General features: G+C 33.8%; 19 protein-coding genes. 5 read left to right on the top strand and 14 right to left on the bottom strand.

From position 1 onward, the window contains the following. Positions 1 to 12 precede the first annotated feature (12 nt). The 5 genes from V1T75_RS00180 to V1T75_RS00160 all read left to right on the top strand — a co-directional run bounded on the left by V1T75_RS00180 (position 13) and on the right by V1T75_RS00160 (position 4,366). Positions 13 to 921 (top strand): hypothetical protein, encoded by a 909-nt coding sequence (locus V1T75_RS00180; RefSeq protein ID WP_330486542.1) that lies wholly within the window; start codon positions 13 to 15, stop codon positions 919 to 921. Then, positions 899 to 1,546: a hypothetical protein gene (locus V1T75_RS00175; protein WP_330486541.1), complete on the top strand. Its 648-nt coding sequence runs from the start codon at positions 899 to 901 to the stop codon at positions 1,544 to 1,546. Before V1T75_RS00180 ends, V1T75_RS00175 begins: the two co-directional genes overlap by 23 nt. 151 nt (positions 1,547 to 1,697) lie before the next feature. After that, positions 1,698 to 2,627, top strand: coding sequence for a DUF1963 domain-containing protein (locus tag V1T75_RS00170; protein WP_330486540.1), 930 nt, complete (start codon positions 1,698 to 1,700; stop codon positions 2,625 to 2,627). Between the two features lie 145 nt (positions 2,628 to 2,772). Next, positions 2,773 to 3,528, top strand: coding sequence for a DUF6348 family protein (locus V1T75_RS00165; RefSeq protein ID WP_330486539.1), 756 nt, complete (start codon positions 2,773 to 2,775; stop codon positions 3,526 to 3,528). A 250-nt stretch (positions 3,529 to 3,778) separates the two neighbouring features. Further along, a complete protein-coding gene (locus V1T75_RS00160; RefSeq protein ID WP_330486538.1) occupies positions 3,779 to 4,366 on the top strand; it encodes a hypothetical protein in 588 nt (195 codons plus the stop codon). A gap of 78 nt (positions 4,367 to 4,444) precedes the next feature. Here the strand turns inward: V1T75_RS00160 and cysM are convergent, their stop codons facing one another. The 14 genes from cysM to V1T75_RS00090 form a co-directional block, all read right to left on the bottom strand. Beyond that, a complete protein-coding gene (gene cysM, locus V1T75_RS00155; RefSeq protein ID WP_330486537.1) occupies positions 4,445 to 5,332 on the bottom strand; it encodes a cysteine synthase CysM in 888 nt (295 codons plus the stop codon). 19 nt (positions 5,333 to 5,351) lie between these two features. Next, complete coding sequence (gene epsC, locus V1T75_RS00150) at positions 5,352 to 6,095, bottom strand: serine O-acetyltransferase EpsC (protein ID WP_330486536.1); 744 nt, start codon at positions 6,093 to 6,095, stop codon at positions 5,352 to 5,354. A gap of 24 nt (positions 6,096 to 6,119) precedes the next feature. Continuing rightward, positions 6,120 to 6,455 (bottom strand): ferredoxin, encoded by a 336-nt coding sequence (locus V1T75_RS00145; protein ID WP_330486535.1) that lies wholly within the window; start codon positions 6,453 to 6,455, stop codon positions 6,120 to 6,122. A 136-nt stretch (positions 6,456 to 6,591) separates the two neighbouring features. Continuing rightward, complete coding sequence (locus V1T75_RS00140; RefSeq protein ID WP_330486534.1) at positions 6,592 to 7,647, bottom strand: NAD(P)/FAD-dependent oxidoreductase; 1,056 nt, start codon at positions 7,645 to 7,647, stop codon at positions 6,592 to 6,594. 7 nt (positions 7,648 to 7,654) lie between these two features. Continuing rightward, positions 7,655 to 8,230: a precorrin-2 dehydrogenase/sirohydrochlorin ferrochelatase family protein gene (locus V1T75_RS00135; RefSeq protein WP_330486533.1), complete on the bottom strand. Its 576-nt coding sequence runs from the start codon at positions 8,228 to 8,230 to the stop codon at positions 7,655 to 7,657. Then, positions 8,230 to 8,997, bottom strand: coding sequence for a uroporphyrinogen-III C-methyltransferase (gene cobA / locus V1T75_RS00130; RefSeq protein WP_330486532.1), 768 nt, complete (start codon positions 8,995 to 8,997; stop codon positions 8,230 to 8,232). Before cobA ends, V1T75_RS00135 begins: the two co-directional genes overlap by 1 nt. Positions 8,998 to 9,011: 14 nt before the next feature. Then, positions 9,012 to 11,114, bottom strand: a complete 2,103-nt coding sequence (locus V1T75_RS00125; RefSeq protein ID WP_330486531.1) for a HEPN domain-containing protein — start codon at positions 11,112 to 11,114, stop codon at positions 9,012 to 9,014. A 34-nt stretch (positions 11,115 to 11,148) separates the two neighbouring features. Then, positions 11,149 to 11,499: a 4Fe-4S dicluster domain-containing protein gene (locus tag V1T75_RS00120; protein WP_330486530.1), complete on the bottom strand. Its 351-nt coding sequence runs from the start codon at positions 11,497 to 11,499 to the stop codon at positions 11,149 to 11,151. A 13-nt stretch (positions 11,500 to 11,512) separates the two neighbouring features. Continuing rightward, the gene (locus V1T75_RS00115; RefSeq protein ID WP_330486529.1) at positions 11,513 to 12,760 is read right to left on the bottom strand and encodes a sulfate adenylyltransferase subunit 1; all 1,248 of its coding nucleotides are present in this window, start codon (positions 12,758 to 12,760) and stop codon (positions 11,513 to 11,515) included. 143 nt (positions 12,761 to 12,903) lie between these two features. Then, positions 12,904 to 13,809 carry a sulfate adenylyltransferase subunit CysD gene (gene cysD / locus V1T75_RS00110; protein ID WP_330486528.1) on the bottom strand — a complete coding sequence of 302 codons (906 nt, stop codon included), beginning with the start codon at positions 13,807 to 13,809 and terminating at the stop codon, positions 12,904 to 12,906. Between the two features lie 10 nt (positions 13,810 to 13,819). After that, the gene (locus tag V1T75_RS00105) at positions 13,820 to 14,428 is read right to left on the bottom strand and encodes a phosphoadenosine phosphosulfate reductase domain-containing protein (protein WP_443082037.1); all 609 of its coding nucleotides are present in this window, start codon (positions 14,426 to 14,428) and stop codon (positions 13,820 to 13,822) included. Between the two features lie 11 nt (positions 14,429 to 14,439). Further along, positions 14,440 to 14,694: a DUF2061 domain-containing protein gene (locus V1T75_RS00100; protein WP_047789519.1), complete on the bottom strand. Its 255-nt coding sequence runs from the start codon at positions 14,692 to 14,694 to the stop codon at positions 14,440 to 14,442. A gap of 117 nt (positions 14,695 to 14,811) precedes the next feature. Further along, the gene (locus V1T75_RS00095) at positions 14,812 to 15,219 is read right to left on the bottom strand and encodes an RrF2 family transcriptional regulator (RefSeq protein WP_330486526.1); all 408 of its coding nucleotides are present in this window, start codon (positions 15,217 to 15,219) and stop codon (positions 14,812 to 14,814) included. Between the two features lie 23 nt (positions 15,220 to 15,242). Next, positions 15,243 to 16,409 carry an O-succinylhomoserine sulfhydrylase gene (locus tag V1T75_RS00090; RefSeq protein ID WP_330486525.1) on the bottom strand — a complete coding sequence of 389 codons (1,167 nt, stop codon included), beginning with the start codon at positions 16,407 to 16,409 and terminating at the stop codon, positions 15,243 to 15,245. Positions 16,410 to 16,508: the final 99 nt, after the last annotated feature.

Raw genomic sequence — 16,508 nt, 5'->3', positions numbered from 1 at the left:
CAAGCAGAAGAAATGAATGCTATTTTACAACACAAATCTAAAAGGAATTACTTTCTAAAAATTGTAGGAGTAATTCTACTTATAATTTTTCTTATTCGAGTTTATGTAATTCCAGCTCATTTTCCCAATAGCACTAATGAAAGCTTGATTTATATAAAATCAGTTCTTGACAAAGTTTCTGTATCACTTATTGTCTCTCTTTTTTTGGGCTGGTTTTTATTTAAAATAGAAGTCCCTGAGCAACAAGGAAAACTTGAAATAATAGAGCCAATCAGAATTTCCGACTACTTTGAAAATGGAAGGTTGAATACAAGTTTTTGGTATTTTTCTGGTGGTGCTGGACGATACACTAGAAATGTCACTATTCCCAAATTGGCTGAACTTTCTAATTCAAACAATTCTAGTAAAAATATCAGGTTAAATCTAATCAATCCAATGGAGTCAGAACTTTGCGAGAATTATGTGAATTATAAAAAATCACTAAAATCATCAAAAGAATCTAAAATAAATTGGGATACAGATTTTCTTAAAAATCAAATATATGCAACAATTGTACAGGCTATACTTTATAAGTCAGTATATCCTATGCTCGAAATAGATATCTATTTGAAAAAATATTTTACTACTACTCGAATTGATATAAATGAATTGAACTGCATAATTACCAAAGAAGATAAAAGAGACTTGGCATTAGCGTGCCTTAATAAAACTTTCTTATATAATACATTCAAAGAAGAAATATTTCAAATAGCTAAACAATCAACAAAGTTTAATATCCACAAAATACTTGATAACGTTAATCTTAAGGAAATAAAGGTAGAAATTGTTAAAGAAATTTCTGATTTATATAATTTAAAATTAGAAGAAGATTCAATCAAAAAAATAACAGAAATTCTAAATGATAAAAAATCAATTTACTAACAATTTCTTTGAAAGCTTTAGAGATAGTTATATTAAAAGAAACGTCAAGGAAATATCCAGTTATTGTAATTCAATAATAACCCATCTTAATAAACAGGATTTAATTCTTCATCCTCTTGGTTTTTATTATTGTAATGTTTTTGATTTTAGTAATGGAGAAAAAATCCGTATTCACATATGGTCAGACAAAGGAAATCGAATTATTCCATTAATGGACATTCATAATCATTACTACAATGTTATAAGTTTTGTGTTCAAGGGATACGTTTATAATACAATTTACGATGTAACGGAAAATGAACCATTTACTCATACTTTATATCAAGGTTCCTACGATAAAAACGGAAAAAGAATTTTAGAAAAAACTGATGAAAAATTTAATTTAATACCTCTGAAGAAAAATAAAATTTCTCAAGGAGAATTGTATATAATTGATAAATCTGAGGTACACAAGGGAGAAGTTCCTGAATCTCAATTTTCTATAACTTTTGTATTTACCGAAAAGCCAGTTGAACCAAATCCTCAGGTTTTTGGAAGAATAAATGGAAAAGACACTTATGAATTTCCTTTAATAGAAGTTAATAATGAGGAAATAGAATATATAATAGAAAATGCCAGTGCCTAACAATGTATAAAAATAATAGCGGTTTAATCGCTAAAACGAAAGCTAATGAATATAAAAAAGGTCGGTGTTAAACTGAAAAGTTAGTGCGTATAAATCCGCTACTGTTCTTATACTAGACCGTTGTACACAATACGCAGGACGTGGGAATACAATGAAAAAACATCTAATTTTAATGACTATTTTATCTTCACTATTTGGCTTCGGTCAAAATAAATTTGAAAAAATTAAAAAGTATATTATCAAATCTACTTATGATATTGAAAGTTCAGATAAATTAGAAATACTTGATTTAATAAAACCTGCAATTGGGATAAAAACCGAATCGAAAATTGACAATGAAATAGGAATTGGAATGTCTAAAATTGGAGGTAATCCAGATTTGCCAAAAGGTTTTGAATGGCCAAAATTTGAAAATGAATATTTGACCTTTTGCGCTCAATACAATTTAAGCGAATTAAGTAAATACGATTTACAAAATAAGCTACCTGAAAATGGAATTATTTATGTATTTGTATATATAGACAAAAATTACCCAGGGTTTATGAATAAGAAATCAAGTTATAGACTAATTTACCTTGAAAACAAGGAAAATATTGAAAGAACTGAATTTCCAAAAGAGTACTTTTTAGAAGGTAAATTTAAACCAGCTCAAATCAAATACTTTGAATATTACACATTACCCGATGACGAAAACCATAAAATAAAAAAATACGGATTGAAATATGATGACTTTGATTATTTCTATGAAACTGTAACCGAGTTTATTGATAATTTGACAAATCAAGAAACCGATAATTTTCATCAAATTCTTGGAGAAGACAGGTCTATTCAATCAAGTGTTGTTTTTGACTTCGCAACTAAAAAAATGGAAATTAAAACTATTGAAGATTACGAGTCAAAAAAAGTAGAAATCGAGAAAATTTCAAAAAACTATAGAATTTTATTACAACTCGACTGCAATGATAGAAATTCAGATTTAAGTAAATTTGGTGGAAATGCAGTAATGTATTTTGGAATTGAACCTGAAAATTTAGAAAAGAAAAAAATCGAAAATGTAATTATGGCTTTTCAAGGAACATAAAGAAATAAAAAGTACTGTGCACAACAATGTATAACCGCAATTACGGCGGGTTCGACTGCTTTAAAATTCACTCGAAATTGCTAACATAAGTGTTAAACTGAAAAACAAAGTAAACTTAACCATTATAACCAATTAAAGAAACTGAATGGGAATATTTGACTTTTTAAAACCAAAAAAGATAGAAAAACAGATAGATATAAATACTTATCTATTACATGAGTTAAAAAAAAGCATTGAAGAAAAAGGAAATACCGTAGAGTTTTCAACTCAATATGCTGCTATAATAGTTAATTCGGAGATTGAAATAGCAACAGCAATTATACCTGGAGATTTTCATCCTTCATTGTTACCTTTATTAATAATAACTATTAACAAAGAATATTTTCCTAATGGAATTGAATCTAGCATAGTAGGGTTAGGAAATACTACTGAGCAAAAAGTTAAATCTGCTATAGAAAATTATTTATCAAACATATTTCTTCCAATTTTAGATAGCTTTACAGATAGTCACTTGGAAGAATTTGATTTCAAATCTAGCTCGGCAGGCAGAGAAATACTTTGGCATCCAAAAATGAGTGAAAATTCATTTCAAGGAAAATGGATTGAAACTCACACCGAAATAAATTTATATTCAATTGTAGAAAGTCAATTGAAAAACAAGCTTTCTGACAAAAAATTAAACTGGTTGAAACTCTATATTTCTCGTCAACCAGATGGAACAATTTCTGGTGAATGTCTGTTAAATAATGAAGTTTGGGAGGAAGGATATTACCTTTTAGAAAATTATGCAAAAACCTGGAAAGATAATGGAGAGTTTTTAGGACACAAGCAGTTTATCATGTTTAGAAGATGTGATGCTTTTGATGCAAGTATTGAAACTTATGAAAATTCAATGATCTAAAACAAATATTCATATTCTAAAAATAATCAGTTTGAAAAAGCTGTTTTTATGTGTGGGGGTAGCTCACAGGCATTCAATTATTGAAAAGTCAAAATTTTTAACGACAATGAAAAAATAAATATGAATTGGTTAGTTTATGGAAGTTAAAACCTATTAAAAATCTTCACATAACAATATATAACCAAAAATTAATAACTTTCTTCACTAAATAGCAGTTATACAAGACTGTCCCTATTACTTAAAAAACCATATGAAACTATTTAACTTTATTATTTATTACTGTATAGTAACCTGTATTCTTACTTTATTAAGTTCATTTTCTAGTAATGACTATGATTATATAAGTATCGGTTTAAGTGTATTTGGAATCGTAGTTTGTGCTATATCAAAATATTATAAAGAGAACTTAATTTTACTGATATTAATTTGGTACTTATCCGCTTCTTTTATCAATGAAGCTGTGAACATTAATTTTCTGATATCTTTATCTTCAAATATTTATATGTCAATAGGTAAAATAGGTTTTGCCTTTAACATATTCTACATAATACCTTCTATTCTAATTATCATTTATTATAGTCAATTATCTTTCTTAAATAAAAAATTAAAGGGAATTGTGCACACTGAATCTAGCCAAATACCCTTTGGAACAGCAATTGAATTTGAATTAAATGATTTCAAGGATAAAAAATTAAAAGGTGTTACTGATATGAAGATAGAAGGAGAAGATTTTGATAAGATTTCTTTTGAGAACATAAAAAGTTCTAATGCTTCATTAGCTGCTATTGAAATTTCGAATGAGCATAAAAAGCTAGGTGCTACAATAAAGCTTAATTAAATATATTTTTTTAAAGAAGTATTTGTATGAATAAAAACTCCCGCCTAAGCGGGAATTTCTATATTATAATAAGATTATCTACTGAAACAAATCCGAAGATAAATAACGATCTCCTCTGTCGCAAATCACCGCTACAATTACGCCTTTATCAATCGTTTGGGCTATTTCTAACGCTGCATGTACCGCTCCTCCACTACTCATTCCTGCAAAAACACCTTCTTCTTGTGCTAGCCTTCTCGTCATATTTTTCGCATCGTTTTCATCTAGTTCAACCACTTGATCTACCTTACTTTTATTAAAGAATTTTGGTTGGTAGGCTGGTGTCCACTTACGAATACCTGGTATTCTAGCTCCATCTTTAGGCTGTGCTCCTATAATTTGTACTTCAGGGTTTTGTTCTTTTAAATAGGTAGAAACTCCCATAATGGTTCCTGTGGTTCCCATCGCCGATACAAAATGAGTTATTGCTCCCTCTGTATCATTCCAAATTTCTGGACCTGTAGTTTTATAGTGTGCTTTCCAGTTATCGGTATTTTCAAACTGATTTAGCATAAAATACCCTTTTTTATAACGTAATTCTAAGGCGACATCTCTAGAACCTTCAATACCTTTTTCTGCATCCGTTAAAATAACCTCAGCTCCGTAAGCACGCATCGTTTTTACACGTTCTTCTGTAGAGTTTTCTGGCATCACCAATACCATATTTACGCCTAATACTTTTGCCATGAGTGCTAACGCAATTCCTGTGTTTCCACTAGTTGCTTCTACTAAATAGTCTCCTGGACGGATATTTTTCCTTTTAATAGCTTCAGCAATCATATTAAAAGCCGCTCTATCTTTTACACTTCCGCCTGGGTTATTTCCCTCCAGTTTTAATAATAGTTTTACGCCTTCTTTTTGAAGAATGTTTGAAACTTCTATGAGTGGTGTATTCCCTATACTATCTATAATTGTTTTAGTTTTCATGGTTGATTTTGTACCTACATCATTTAACATAGGATTTTCTAGTGGTTATTTTATTTTCTGACTCATAGGTTACAATAGATCCTTTGGGTACAGAGGTCGTTACGCAAACATTTGCGCCTATTACGCTATCGCTGCCTATTACTACATCGCCCCCTAAGATAGTTGCGTTGGCATAAATGGTTACATTATTTTCAATCGTTGGATGTCTTTTTGTGGATGCTAATTCTTTTTTTACTTGAATTCCTCCTAGGGTAACTCCTTGATATATTTTTACGTTTTCTTTAATAATGGTGGTCTCTCCAATCACAATTCCTGTTGCATGATCTATAAAAAACGAATCGCCAATAGTTGCTCCGGGATGGATGTCCGTTCCCGTTAATCCGTGTGCATATTCACTCATCATTCTTGGTAAAATCGGAATTTCCATTGTATACAATTCATGACTCAATCGATATACCGCAATCGCATGAAACCCCGGATAGGCTAAATACACTTCCCCTAAGCTTTTACAGGCGGGATCTGTTTTTTCAAATGCTTTGGCATCTAAATCTAACTTTTCTCGTATTCCACAAAATGTTTGTTGGTATACAGCCCATGCTTCCGAAGCATTTTCAACAGCTAACCCGTTTAAAATTTTCACAAACTTTTCTTTTAAATGATTTGCTTTTTCTTGACATACATCATTAAACAATGCATAAAATAATTGCTTTGTAAAGTTTGCTACATCATCTTTTAATGATAAATCGTATTGTTTGAATTGCATTTACTATTTTTTTTACAAAAATAACTAACTTTCAGGAGCTAGCTCAACTTCAAGTCCTTCTAATTCAGGTGTCATTTGAATCTGGCATCCCAATCGGCTATTTTCTTCTACATGAAATGCTTCTGCTAGCATTGCATCTTCATCATCATTCATTTCTGGCAATTCATGGCTCGATTTCACATAACATTGACACGAGGCACACATGGCCATTCCTCCACAGATTCCAATAGTTCCTTCAGGAGCTAATTCGTATGACCGAACTACTTCCATTAAGTTCATTGCCATATCTGTCGGAGCAACTACCTCATGCATTACACCATCACGGTCTGTTATTTTTATATTGATGTCTTGATTATCCATTTGTAACAATTTCTTAAAGGAATCAGTAGTTAGGTAGGCTATTTTAGTTTGGTTGGTGAAGGAGTTTTTACTTAAAACTTGTAATTTCAACAAACTTATCCGCTCAACTCCTAACTACTTTCATCCTAATCCCCAATTATTGAATTGCTTTTACTACCGCTTTTGGTGCTTCTTTTCTTGTTCCGTCGAAACCGTCTACACCGCCAACAGTGGTATATTTCATTACATATTTTTTATCTGGATGGATGCGTTTATATGCACTTTGACACATCAGTGTTGCTTCGTGAAATCCACACAAAATCAATTTTAGCTTCCCTGGATAGGTATTCACATCTCCAATAGCATAAATACCTTCCACATTCGTTTGGTAATCTAAGGCATTGTTTACTTTAATAGCATTCTTTTCAATTTCTAATCCCCAGTTGGCAATAGGACCTAATTTAGGCGCTAATCCAAATAATGGAATAAAATGATCGGTATCTATCATATAAGGTTCTTTCCCTTTTTCTTCTACCACTACTCCTGTTACATGATTTTCTCCTAATACTGCTTTTACCTCAGCAGGTGTAATTAAGTTTATCTTACCTAAATTCTTTAACTCTTGAACTTTTTCTACAGAGTCTAACGCTCCTCTAAATTCATTTCTTCGGTGAATTAAGGTTACCGATTTTGCTACATCTGTTAAGAAAATAGACCAATCTAAAGCAGAATCTCCTCCTCCAGCAATTACTACATCTTTATCACGATACAGTTCTGGTTCTTTAATCATGTACTCAACTCCTTTGTCTTCAAAATCAGCAATGTTAGGAATCGGTGGCTTACGAGGTTCAAAACTTCCCAGTCCTCCTGCAATAGCTACTACAGGTGCTTGGTGTTTGGTTCCTTTATTGGTGGTTACGATAAACGTTCCGTCATCTTGTTTTTCGATGGTGTCAGCACGTTCCCCTAAAGTAAATCCAGGTTCAAATTGCTTGATTTGCTCTAGTAAGTTCTTTGTTAAATCTCCTGCTAAGATCTCTGGATATGCTGGAATATCGTAAATAGGTTTCTTCGGATAAATTTCTGAACACTGCCCTCCTGGTTGTGGTAAGGCATCAATTAAATGACAACGTAATTTTAACAATCCTGCTTCAAAAACGGTGAATAGCCCTGTAGGACCTGCTCCAATAATTAATATATCTGTTTGTATCATTTCTACTCTATTTCACTAAACTCTCTGTCAGTTTATTTAATGTTTCTACTTTATGTTCAAAGTTTCCTTTGATGGTTTTTCTATAACTATTTAGGTTTTGTACTAATTGATTGATGTCTTCTGGAATTACTTCTTCAAAAAACTGACGCAATCTTTTAGCGGTTGTTGGCGACTTTCCATTGGTTGAAATGGCTACTTTTACGTTTCCTTTGGTTACAATTCCACCCATATAAAAATCACAGTATGGTGGATTATCTGCTACATTCACCAGTTTATTTTGGCTCCTACAATCTTTATACACCTGTATATTTACTTCAGGAACATCGGTTGTCGCAATCACCAAATGTTTTCCCTGCAAATAGGTATCACTATAGCTATCTGTTATCCTATTTACCTTACCTTTTTGAGCTATGGCAATGGTTTCTTCTCTAAAAAAAGGAGCTACCATAGTTACCTTAGCGTCTGGACTCGATTTTAATAAAAATCGTAGCTTTTCTTCTGCCACAAAACCTCCTCCAACTATGAGGACTTCCAAGCTTGCTGTTTTTAAAAAGATAGGATATAGATTATTTCTTTCTTCCATTATACCACCTCTTTTAAAGCTACTTCTTGTTGTACTTGTAATAATTGCTGTCTGTGATTTACCACATCCCCTAACAGAATAATAGCAGGATTACTCAAGTTGTTTTTAGCAACTACTTCTTCTATCGTATCTACAGTACCGATTCCTATTTTTTCTTCAGGAGTTGTTCCATTTTGAATAATGGCTACTGGTAATTCGTTCTTTCCTTCTTGCTTAAAAAGCTGAATGATTTCTGAAAGTTTCCCCATTCCCATTAAAATAACAACCGTTGCACTGGATTTTGCTGCTAAAGCAACATCATTTGATAATTGATGCTGTTTGGTAGTTCCTGTAATGACCCAAAAGCTTTCTGAGCTTCCTCTTTTGGTCAACGGGATATTCTGATACGCTGGTACCGCTAAGGATGAAGAAATCCCTGGCACTACAGCAACCTCCAATCCGTGTTTGGCGGCATATTCCATTTCTTCTGCTCCTCTACCAAAAATAAAAGGGTCACCTCCTTTTAAACGCACTACATGTCCGTGAGACAATCCTCTCGCAACAATCAATTCATTGATTTGTTCTTGTTGATATCGATAGCATCCTCTGCGTTTTCCTACAAAAATGACTTCTGCATTCGGATTCACATATCCTAACAGTTCGTTATTCACCAATGCATCATACAATACCACATCGGCTTGCTCTAATGCTTTAATGGCTTTTAAGGTGATTAAATCAATATCTCCTGGTCCTGCTCCTACTACGGTTAATTTCGGTTGATTTTTCATTGGACTCTCCTTTTTTAACTTTCTACGGCTACTTTTCGGTAGGCATCAACTGTTTTGTAAAATGATGCTGCTTCTTCTACATACTTTTTTGCAAAAGCTTCCGTAGGTTCATTTTTATTGATTTGATAAATCAATGCTGCAAATGAACTTGATACTTCTATTTTATTTGTTGCTACAAACAGTTCATCAAAATTGGTAATGATTCCTGCTTGTGTATTGGTTTTTGCTCCTTCTGCTGTTAACAAGGCTTTAGCAGTGTTTACCATAGCTGCATAAGCGTGGTAAATACTATCTGACCATTGTTGATTCTTCAAGGCCTGTGAAGCATTTTCTAGCTTTTCTTCACTTTCAAACAGTAAGGTTGCTACTAAGTCGATTACCACTCCTGCACATTCCCCAACTCCTATGGCTTTTACATAATTTTTATCGTGTCCCCAATCAATAAAATCGTCTTCCGTTAAATTGGTGGTGTCTGACAACTCTTTTAACAGCTCATAGAAATATGTTTTTCCTTGTCTATCGTAATAGTTTAAGAAGTCTTCATTGGGTTGCTTATGGCTTTCGAAGTCGTTTAATAGGATTCGTAAAGATTCTGGTCCTCTTTTACTTGGGATTTTAATCAACTTATCAGCAAAACGTCCATTTCCGCCACCTAAAACTCCTCCTCCAACTAATACTTGTAAAGCAGGTGCTAATAACTTTCCTACTTTTATAGACATTCCTTGAAAACCAATGTGCGCCATGTTGTGTTGTCCACAAGCATTCATACACCCACTAATTTTAATAGTGATGTCTTTATTATTTACATACTGTGGATATTCTGCTTTTAATACACGCTCTAACGCTGCTGCAATTCCTGTACTGCTGGCAATACCTAGATTACATGTGTCGGTTCCCGGACATGCAGTAATATCATTCAAACTGTTATATCCTACCTCTGCAAAACCTAACTTTTGTAGTTCCGCATAGAAAAATGGTAAAAACTCCTCTCTTACGTGACGAATCAAAATATTTTGACGTAGCGTAAAGCGTAACTCATTTGCTCCATATTTCTTGATTAAATCAGCTAACAACCGTGCTTTATCGGTATAAAAATCTCCTAAATGTACTTTGATACCTATCGCATATAATCCAGCTTGCTTTTGTTTGAAAACATTGGTTGTTTTCCAGTTTTGATAAGCTTCTTCATCTTTTAGTACTACAGATGGAACCTCGTTAGTTTCAAAAACAATATCCTGCTCAAAATCAGCGGTGTCAATTGGATAGGTTTTATACGCTAATGCTGCTCTTTCTTCAGCTACTAATTCTAAGAAAGCATCTACACCTAAATCTTTTACTAAGAATTTTAAACGGGCTTTGGCTCTTTTAGCACGTTCTCCGTAACGATCAAACACACGTAACACTCCTTCAATAGTAGGAATTAGTAATTCTGCCTCTAAAAACTCATAAATTACATCTGCATGACGTGGTTGTGATCCTAATCCTCCTGCTAACAACACTTTGAATCCTTTTACTTCTTTACCCTCAACTGTTTTCGTTTTAGCAATGAATCCTAAATCGTGAATAAAACTCAACGCCGTATCTTCTTCTGTAGCAGAAAAAGACATTTTGAACTTTCTCCCCATTTCCTGACAGATTGGGTTGCGTAAGAAAAACTGGAAAGTAGCGTGTGCGTACGGTGTTACATCAAACGATTCTTTCGGATCGATTCCCGCAGTTTCTGAAGCCGTAACATTTCGTACCGCATTACCACAAGCTTCACGCAACGTAATATCGTCTTTCTCTAACTGTGCCCATAATTCAGGGGTTCTGTCTAAACTTACGTGGTGAATTTGAATATCTTGACGTGTCGTAATGTGTAAACGCCCTCTTGAATACTCATCAGAAACATCTGCTATTCTGTGTAATTGTTCACTTGTAACTTTACCATAGGGTAATTTGATACGAATCATTTGTACCCCAAACTGACGTTGCCCGTAAATTCCTCTGGCTAAACGTAAGCTTCTAAAACGTTCTTCATCTATTTTTCCTTCGTTAAACAAACGTATTTTACGCTCTAACTCTAGGATATCCTTTTCTACTAAAGGGTTTTCTATTTCTGATCTAAAACTTTGCATGTGGTTTACTAGTTGTTTGCTTGTAAAAGCGTTGTTATTCGTTATGTAAGAACTCTTGTTTTGCAAACAATTGTTCTTCTGTTTCTACATGTGCATCATCTGGCACACAACAATCTACCGGGCATACTGCTGCACATTGCGGTTCTTCGTGAAATCCTTTACACTCAGTACATTTATCAGGCACTATAAAATAGTACTCGTCTGATACTGGCTCATTGTCTTCGTCTGCATTTACCGAAGTTCCATCCAATAAGGTTACATTTCCTTGTAATGAGGTTCCTTCATTATACTTCCAGTCACTTGCTCCTTCATAAATAGCTGTATTTGGGCATTCTGGTTCACAAGCCCCACAGTTAATGCACTCATCTGTAATGATTATTGCCATAACTTTTTATTATTTACTTGATAAAACCAACTCCTGATGTGGTATTGGTTTTTGGATTGATGATTATAAACGCTCCGTTTGCTTTGTTTTTGGCATATGAATCAACAAACAATGGTTTGCTTACTTTTAAACTCACTTCTCCTATTTCGTTTAGTGATAATTGAGATGGAGTTGCTGATTTTCCAGAAAAATCGGTACGGATTAACGCAGTAAGCTCTGTTATTTTTGCTTGCGCATCGTTTACTCCATGCTTGATGTAATATTTCTGAGAAGCTTGTAATGGTGCTTTATCCATCCAACAAATAGTAGCTTCTATCTGTTTTACCACAGAAGGTTCTTCTCCTGTTTTTACCAACATATCTCCTCTACTTACATTTACATCATCTTCTAAGGTGATGCTTACAGCGCTTCCTCTTTTTGCTCTTGCATATTCTTTATCAAAAAACTGAATACTTTTTATGGTAGATTTTGTTGCTGATGGCAATACCGTTACGCTATCTCCTACTGCTAGATCACCTCCATACAGTTTTCCTGCATATCCTCTGAAATCGTGATATTCGTCTGTTTTAGGGCGAATAACTGTTTGCACAGGGAAACGTGCTTTTGATACTTCTTGTGTATCTTCAGACCCCAAGTTTTCAAGGTGATTCAGTAAAGTTTCTCCTTTATACCAAGGGGTGTTTTCTGAAGACTTCACAACATTATCTCCTTTTAAAGCTGAAAGAGGTATGAATGTGATATTTTGATTTTGATAGTCGCTCTTCTTAGCTAAATACTCTATTTCTCCTTTAATCTGATTGAATTTTTCTTCTGAAAAGTCTACCAAATCCATTTTATTTACGGCTACTATTACATCTTTTACTCTTAATAAATTATTGATAAAGAAATGACGATAGGTTTGCTCTACTACCCCATTTCTAGCATCTACTAAAATGATAGAAGCTTGAGAATTTGAAGCTCCTGTAACCATGTTCCTAGTATACTCTATATGACCTGGAGTATCAGCTATGATAAAGCTTGTTTTTGGTGTTGAGAAATATATGTGAGCTACATCAATAGTAATTCCTTGTTCACGTTCTGCTACCAATCCGTCAGTAGCTAAAGAAAAATCTAAGTAATCAAATCCACGTTGTTTACTTTTTTCTTCTATCGCTTCTAATTTATCTTGGGTTAATGATTGTGTATCGTATAAAATTCGCCCGATTAGTGTACTCTTTCCGTCATCTACACTTCCTGCTGTTGCTATTTTTACTACGTTCATATTTTATGTTGTTGGCGATTGGCCATTAGCTTTTAGCTTTTAGCTCTTGGCTCTTGGCTATTAGCCTTTAGCACTTGCCTAGTTTTATTTTGTTATTAATTTTCATATTGCTAACAGCCAAGAGCTAATAGCAAAAACCTTTTTTAAAAATATCCTTGTTGTTTACGTTTTTCCATCGCTGCTTCTGAGCGTTTATCGTCTATCCTTGCTCCTCTTTCTGATATCGTTGATTCTCTAATTTCGTCTACTACTGTATCAATATCTATTGCATCTGATAAAACCGCTGCCGTACAACTCATATCTCCTACGGTTCTAAATCGTACCATACGCTCTTCTACTTCTTCTTCCTCTTCTCTATACACCACCTCATCGTTTGCAGACCAGATTAACCCGTCTCTGATAAAAGTGGCTCTTTTGTGAGCAAAATAAATAGATGGAATTTCAATTTGTTCTTGTTGTATATACGACCAAACATCTAATTCTGTCCAGTTAGAAATTGGAAAAACACGTACATTCTGACCTAAATCAATTCTTCCATTTAGCATATCAAACAACTCTGGACGTTGATTCTTTTCATCCCATTGCCCAAAATCATCTCGTACTGAGAAAATTCGCTCTTTAGCTCTTGCTTTTTCTTCATCTCTACGCGCTCCACCGATACATGCGTCGAAACCGAATTCTTCAATGGCATCTAATAACGTTTCGGTTTGTAACATGTTTCGGCTCGCGTACTTTCCCGTTTCTTCTTTTACTTTACCAGCATCAATATTGTCTTGTACTTGACGTACAATTAACTCAACACCTAATTCTTCTACCAAACGGTCTCTAAATTCAATCGTTTCAGGAAAATTATGCCCAGTATCAATATGTAATAAAGGGAACGGAATTTTTGCTGGATAAAATGCTTTTTGAGCAAGTCGCACCAGTGTTATGCTATCTTTGCCCCCCGAAAACAGTAACACTGGTTTTTCAAATTGCGCGACTACTTCTCTTAATATATATATGGCTTCACTTTCTAAAGCTCCTACTTGTATCGTTTCTGTATTCATAATCCTATTTTTAAATATGTAAACCACATTCTCTGTTACTTTCTACTTTTGTGGGATCGAAGTACTTAAACTCGTTAGGTAATTGATGTTCTTTTAAATAAGTATCTAACTCCTCATCTGACCAATGGTAAAACGGACTCACTTTTAATACTCCATCTTTACTTCTTGAAACAATATCAATACTATCTCTAAAGGCTGTTTGTCCTTTTCTTAAATTGGTAAACCAAACATCTGGCTTATGCTCATTCATTGCTCTTTTAAAAGGCTCTAACTTCACTTGCTCAGTAAATACCGCATGTTTTGGGTCATCAACTGTTGGTAAACCTAAAGTGATGTTTCTGTGTGCTACCGTTTGTTTAGGTACATACAACTGAATGTTTAACTGTAGTTTTTCAATTAACTCTTCTGCATGTTTATAGGTTTGTGGAGTATTATATCCTGTATCACACCAAATAACATCTATACTGTTTTTTACTAATACTACTGCATGTAAAATGGCTCCTTCATAGGGACGAAAGTTTGTGGTTACTACGGCTTTATTTGCTTGTAGTAATGCCCAAACAATAATCTCTTTTGGAGATTTGTTTTTTAACGCTGCGTTTACTGCTTCTAAATTCATTGTTTCTATACTCATTTTTTGCCCCATTTAATACTGTTCCAAACTCTTTCGTGAAAAAAATACAATAGCATTTTTGTTACTAATTCTACAGCTCCAATTGAAAAAGCTGTCTTTACTTGTCCTGTAATTACCCATGATATTAAGATGGTATCTATGGTACCAACAACTCTCCAACTTATTGATTTTACAATGCTTCTTAGTGGTTTTTCAGAAAGCTTATCTTCTTTATAATTTGCTTTATTTTCTACTACTTGTTCTACAATCATTTTTAAAATACCATTACCCTATCGGAATACTAGGTTTTAAGTCGACAAATATACAGATGCTTTTTAATTATCCAAGGAGAAATCAAAAAAATATTTGAATTTTACAATTTGTTAATACTACACTAAATCTGCAAGTGTGTTGTTACGAAGTACTTGTAGCGTATTATCTCTTACTTGAATCATTAGTTTGTGTACTGAACATGCTTCTTCATCAGGGCAGTCATCACATTTTTCGTAATAATTCAAACTAACACAGGGTACCATAGCAATAGGTCCTTCTAGTGTTCTAATAACATCAGTCATTTTAATTTCATTGGCTGGTTTTAGCAAATAATAGCCTCCACCCTTTCCTTTTTTGGCTCCTAAAACTCCTGATTTTCGTAAGGTAAGTAATATGCTTTCTAAAAACTTGTGCGAAATATTTTCGTTTTCTGAAATGGTAGCTATTTGTACCATAGTACCCTTTTCTTGTTTTGCAATAAAAGTAAGCGCCTTAATTCCGTATTTTGTTTTCTTAGAAAGCATATTACAAATATATGCTTTACTTCTTAATTATTTAATGCTTGATTTAAATCGTTAATTACATCTTCTACGTTTTCTAATCCCACCGAACATCGTACTAAACCATCAGTAATTCCTACCTCTAATCGATCTTCTTCACTTAACTTACTATGTGTGGTTGATGCTGGATGTGTTACAATGGTTCTGGTGTCTCCTAAATTTGCTGATAATGAGCATAGTTGAATACTATTCAAAAATTTACGTCCTGCTTCGATACCTCCTTGGATTTCAAAAGCAACAATATTTCCTCCTAGTCGCATTTGTTTTTTAGCTATTTCATGCTGCGGATGCGATGTTAAAAACGGATACTTTACCAAATTTACCTTTGGATGTTCTTCTAAAAACTGCGCTACTTTCAAGGCGTTTTCACAATGTTTTTCTACCCTGATTGCTAAGGTTTCTAAACTCTTAGACAACACCCAAGCATTGAATGGTGACATTGCAGGACCTGTATTTCTTGAAAATAAATAGATTTCTCTTATCAAGTCCTCTTTTCCTACGGTTACGCCTCCTAAAACACGTCCTTGACCGTCTATGAGTTTTGTAGCTGAGTGAATAACCAAATCGGCACCGAATTTAATGGGATTCTGTAAATAAGGTGTTGCAAAGCAATTATCTATCACCAACAATAAATTGTGCTTCTTTGCTATACTTCCTAACAACTCTAAATCTAAAATATCTACGGCCGGATTGGTTGGAGTTTCAGCATACAATATTTTGGTATTTGGTTGAATTAAGCTCTCGATTTTATCAACTTCGGTAATTTTAAAATAACTCGTTTCAATATTCCACTTAGGTAAATATTTGGTAAACAAACTATGTGTTGAACCAAAAACAGAGCGACACGATACTATATGATCTCCCGCATTTAACAGAGCGCCAAAAGTTGAAAACACCGCTGCCATACCGGTTGCAAATGCATATCCTGCTTCGGCACCTTCCATAGTCACTATTTTATCGACAAATTCTGTGGTATTCGGGTTTGAAAATCGACTGTATAGGTTTCGTTGCTTTTCTTCAGCAAACGACGCTCTCATATCTTCAGCATCGTCAAATACAAAACTTGAAGTTAAGTATAAAGGTGTAGAATGTTCTGAAAATTGTGAACGTTGTGTTTGCGTTCGTATGGCTTGGGTTTCAAAATTTTTGCTCATGTTGTTTTTTTAGATGTTTGACCGCTTCGCTGTCAGATAAAAGAATCAAGATTTATGGGTCTTAATTCTTGTATCTTTTTGCTCTGCTCTATTTTTGAG

Origin of the sequence: Tenacibaculum sp. FZY0031, assembly GCF_036350695.1 — a bacterium.
In the GTDB taxonomy this organism is placed as follows: domain Bacteria; phylum Bacteroidota; class Bacteroidia; order Flavobacteriales; family Flavobacteriaceae; genus Polaribacter.
This window is presented reverse-complemented; position numbering and strand designations above follow the sequence as displayed.

What these genes read in the sequence shown, in the direction of transcription:
- cobA (WP_330486532.1), bottom strand. Translation starts at nt 8,997, where the DNA reads ATGAAAAATCAACCGAAATTAACCGTAGTAGGAGCAGGACCAGGAGAT.
- V1T75_RS00145 (WP_330486535.1), bottom strand. Translation starts at nt 6,455, where the DNA reads ATGGATAATCAAGACATCAATATAAAAATAACAGACCGTGATGGTGTA.
- cysD (WP_330486528.1), bottom strand. Translation starts at nt 13,809, where the DNA reads ATGAATACAGAAACGATACAAGTAGGAGCTTTAGAAAGTGAAGCCATA.
- V1T75_RS00175 (WP_330486541.1), top strand. Translation starts at nt 899, where the DNA reads ATGATAAAAAATCAATTTACTAACAATTTCTTTGAAAGCTTTAGAGAT.
- V1T75_RS00125 (WP_330486531.1), bottom strand. Translation starts at nt 11,114, where the DNA reads ATGCAAAGTTTTAGATCAGAAATAGAAAACCCTTTAGTAGAAAAGGAT.
- V1T75_RS00115 (WP_330486529.1), bottom strand. Translation starts at nt 12,760, where the DNA reads ATGAACGTAGTAAAAATAGCAACAGCAGGAAGTGTAGATGACGGAAAG.
- V1T75_RS00100 (WP_047789519.1), bottom strand. Translation starts at nt 14,694, where the DNA reads ATGATTGTAGAACAAGTAGTAGAAAATAAAGCAAATTATAAAGAAGAT.
- V1T75_RS00105 (WP_443082037.1), bottom strand. Translation starts at nt 14,428, where the DNA reads ATGAATTTAGAAGCAGTAAACGCAGCGTTAAAAAACAAATCTCCAAAA.
- V1T75_RS00135 (WP_330486533.1), bottom strand. Translation starts at nt 8,230, where the DNA reads ATGGAAGAAAGAAATAATCTATATCCTATCTTTTTAAAAACAGCAAGC.
- V1T75_RS00140 (WP_330486534.1), bottom strand. Translation starts at nt 7,647, where the DNA reads ATGATACAAACAGATATATTAATTATTGGAGCAGGTCCTACAGGGCTA.
- V1T75_RS00095 (WP_330486526.1), bottom strand. Translation starts at nt 15,219, where the DNA reads ATGCTTTCTAAGAAAACAAAATACGGAATTAAGGCGCTTACTTTTATT.
- V1T75_RS00120 (WP_330486530.1), bottom strand. Translation starts at nt 11,499, where the DNA reads ATGGCAATAATCATTACAGATGAGTGCATTAACTGTGGGGCTTGTGAA.
- V1T75_RS00160 (WP_330486538.1), top strand. Translation starts at nt 3,779, where the DNA reads ATGAAACTATTTAACTTTATTATTTATTACTGTATAGTAACCTGTATT.
- V1T75_RS00165 (WP_330486539.1), top strand. Translation starts at nt 2,773, where the DNA reads ATGGGAATATTTGACTTTTTAAAACCAAAAAAGATAGAAAAACAGATA.
- V1T75_RS00090 (WP_330486525.1), bottom strand. Translation starts at nt 16,409, where the DNA reads ATGAGCAAAAATTTTGAAACCCAAGCCATACGAACGCAAACACAACGT.
- V1T75_RS00180 (WP_330486542.1), top strand. Translation starts at nt 13, where the DNA reads ATGAATGCTATTTTACAACACAAATCTAAAAGGAATTACTTTCTAAAA.
- cysM (WP_330486537.1), bottom strand. Translation starts at nt 5,332, where the DNA reads ATGAAAACTAAAACAATTATAGATAGTATAGGGAATACACCACTCATA.
- V1T75_RS00170 (WP_330486540.1), top strand. Translation starts at nt 1,698, where the DNA reads ATGAAAAAACATCTAATTTTAATGACTATTTTATCTTCACTATTTGGC.
- epsC (WP_330486536.1), bottom strand. Translation starts at nt 6,095, where the DNA reads ATGCAATTCAAACAATACGATTTATCATTAAAAGATGATGTAGCAAAC.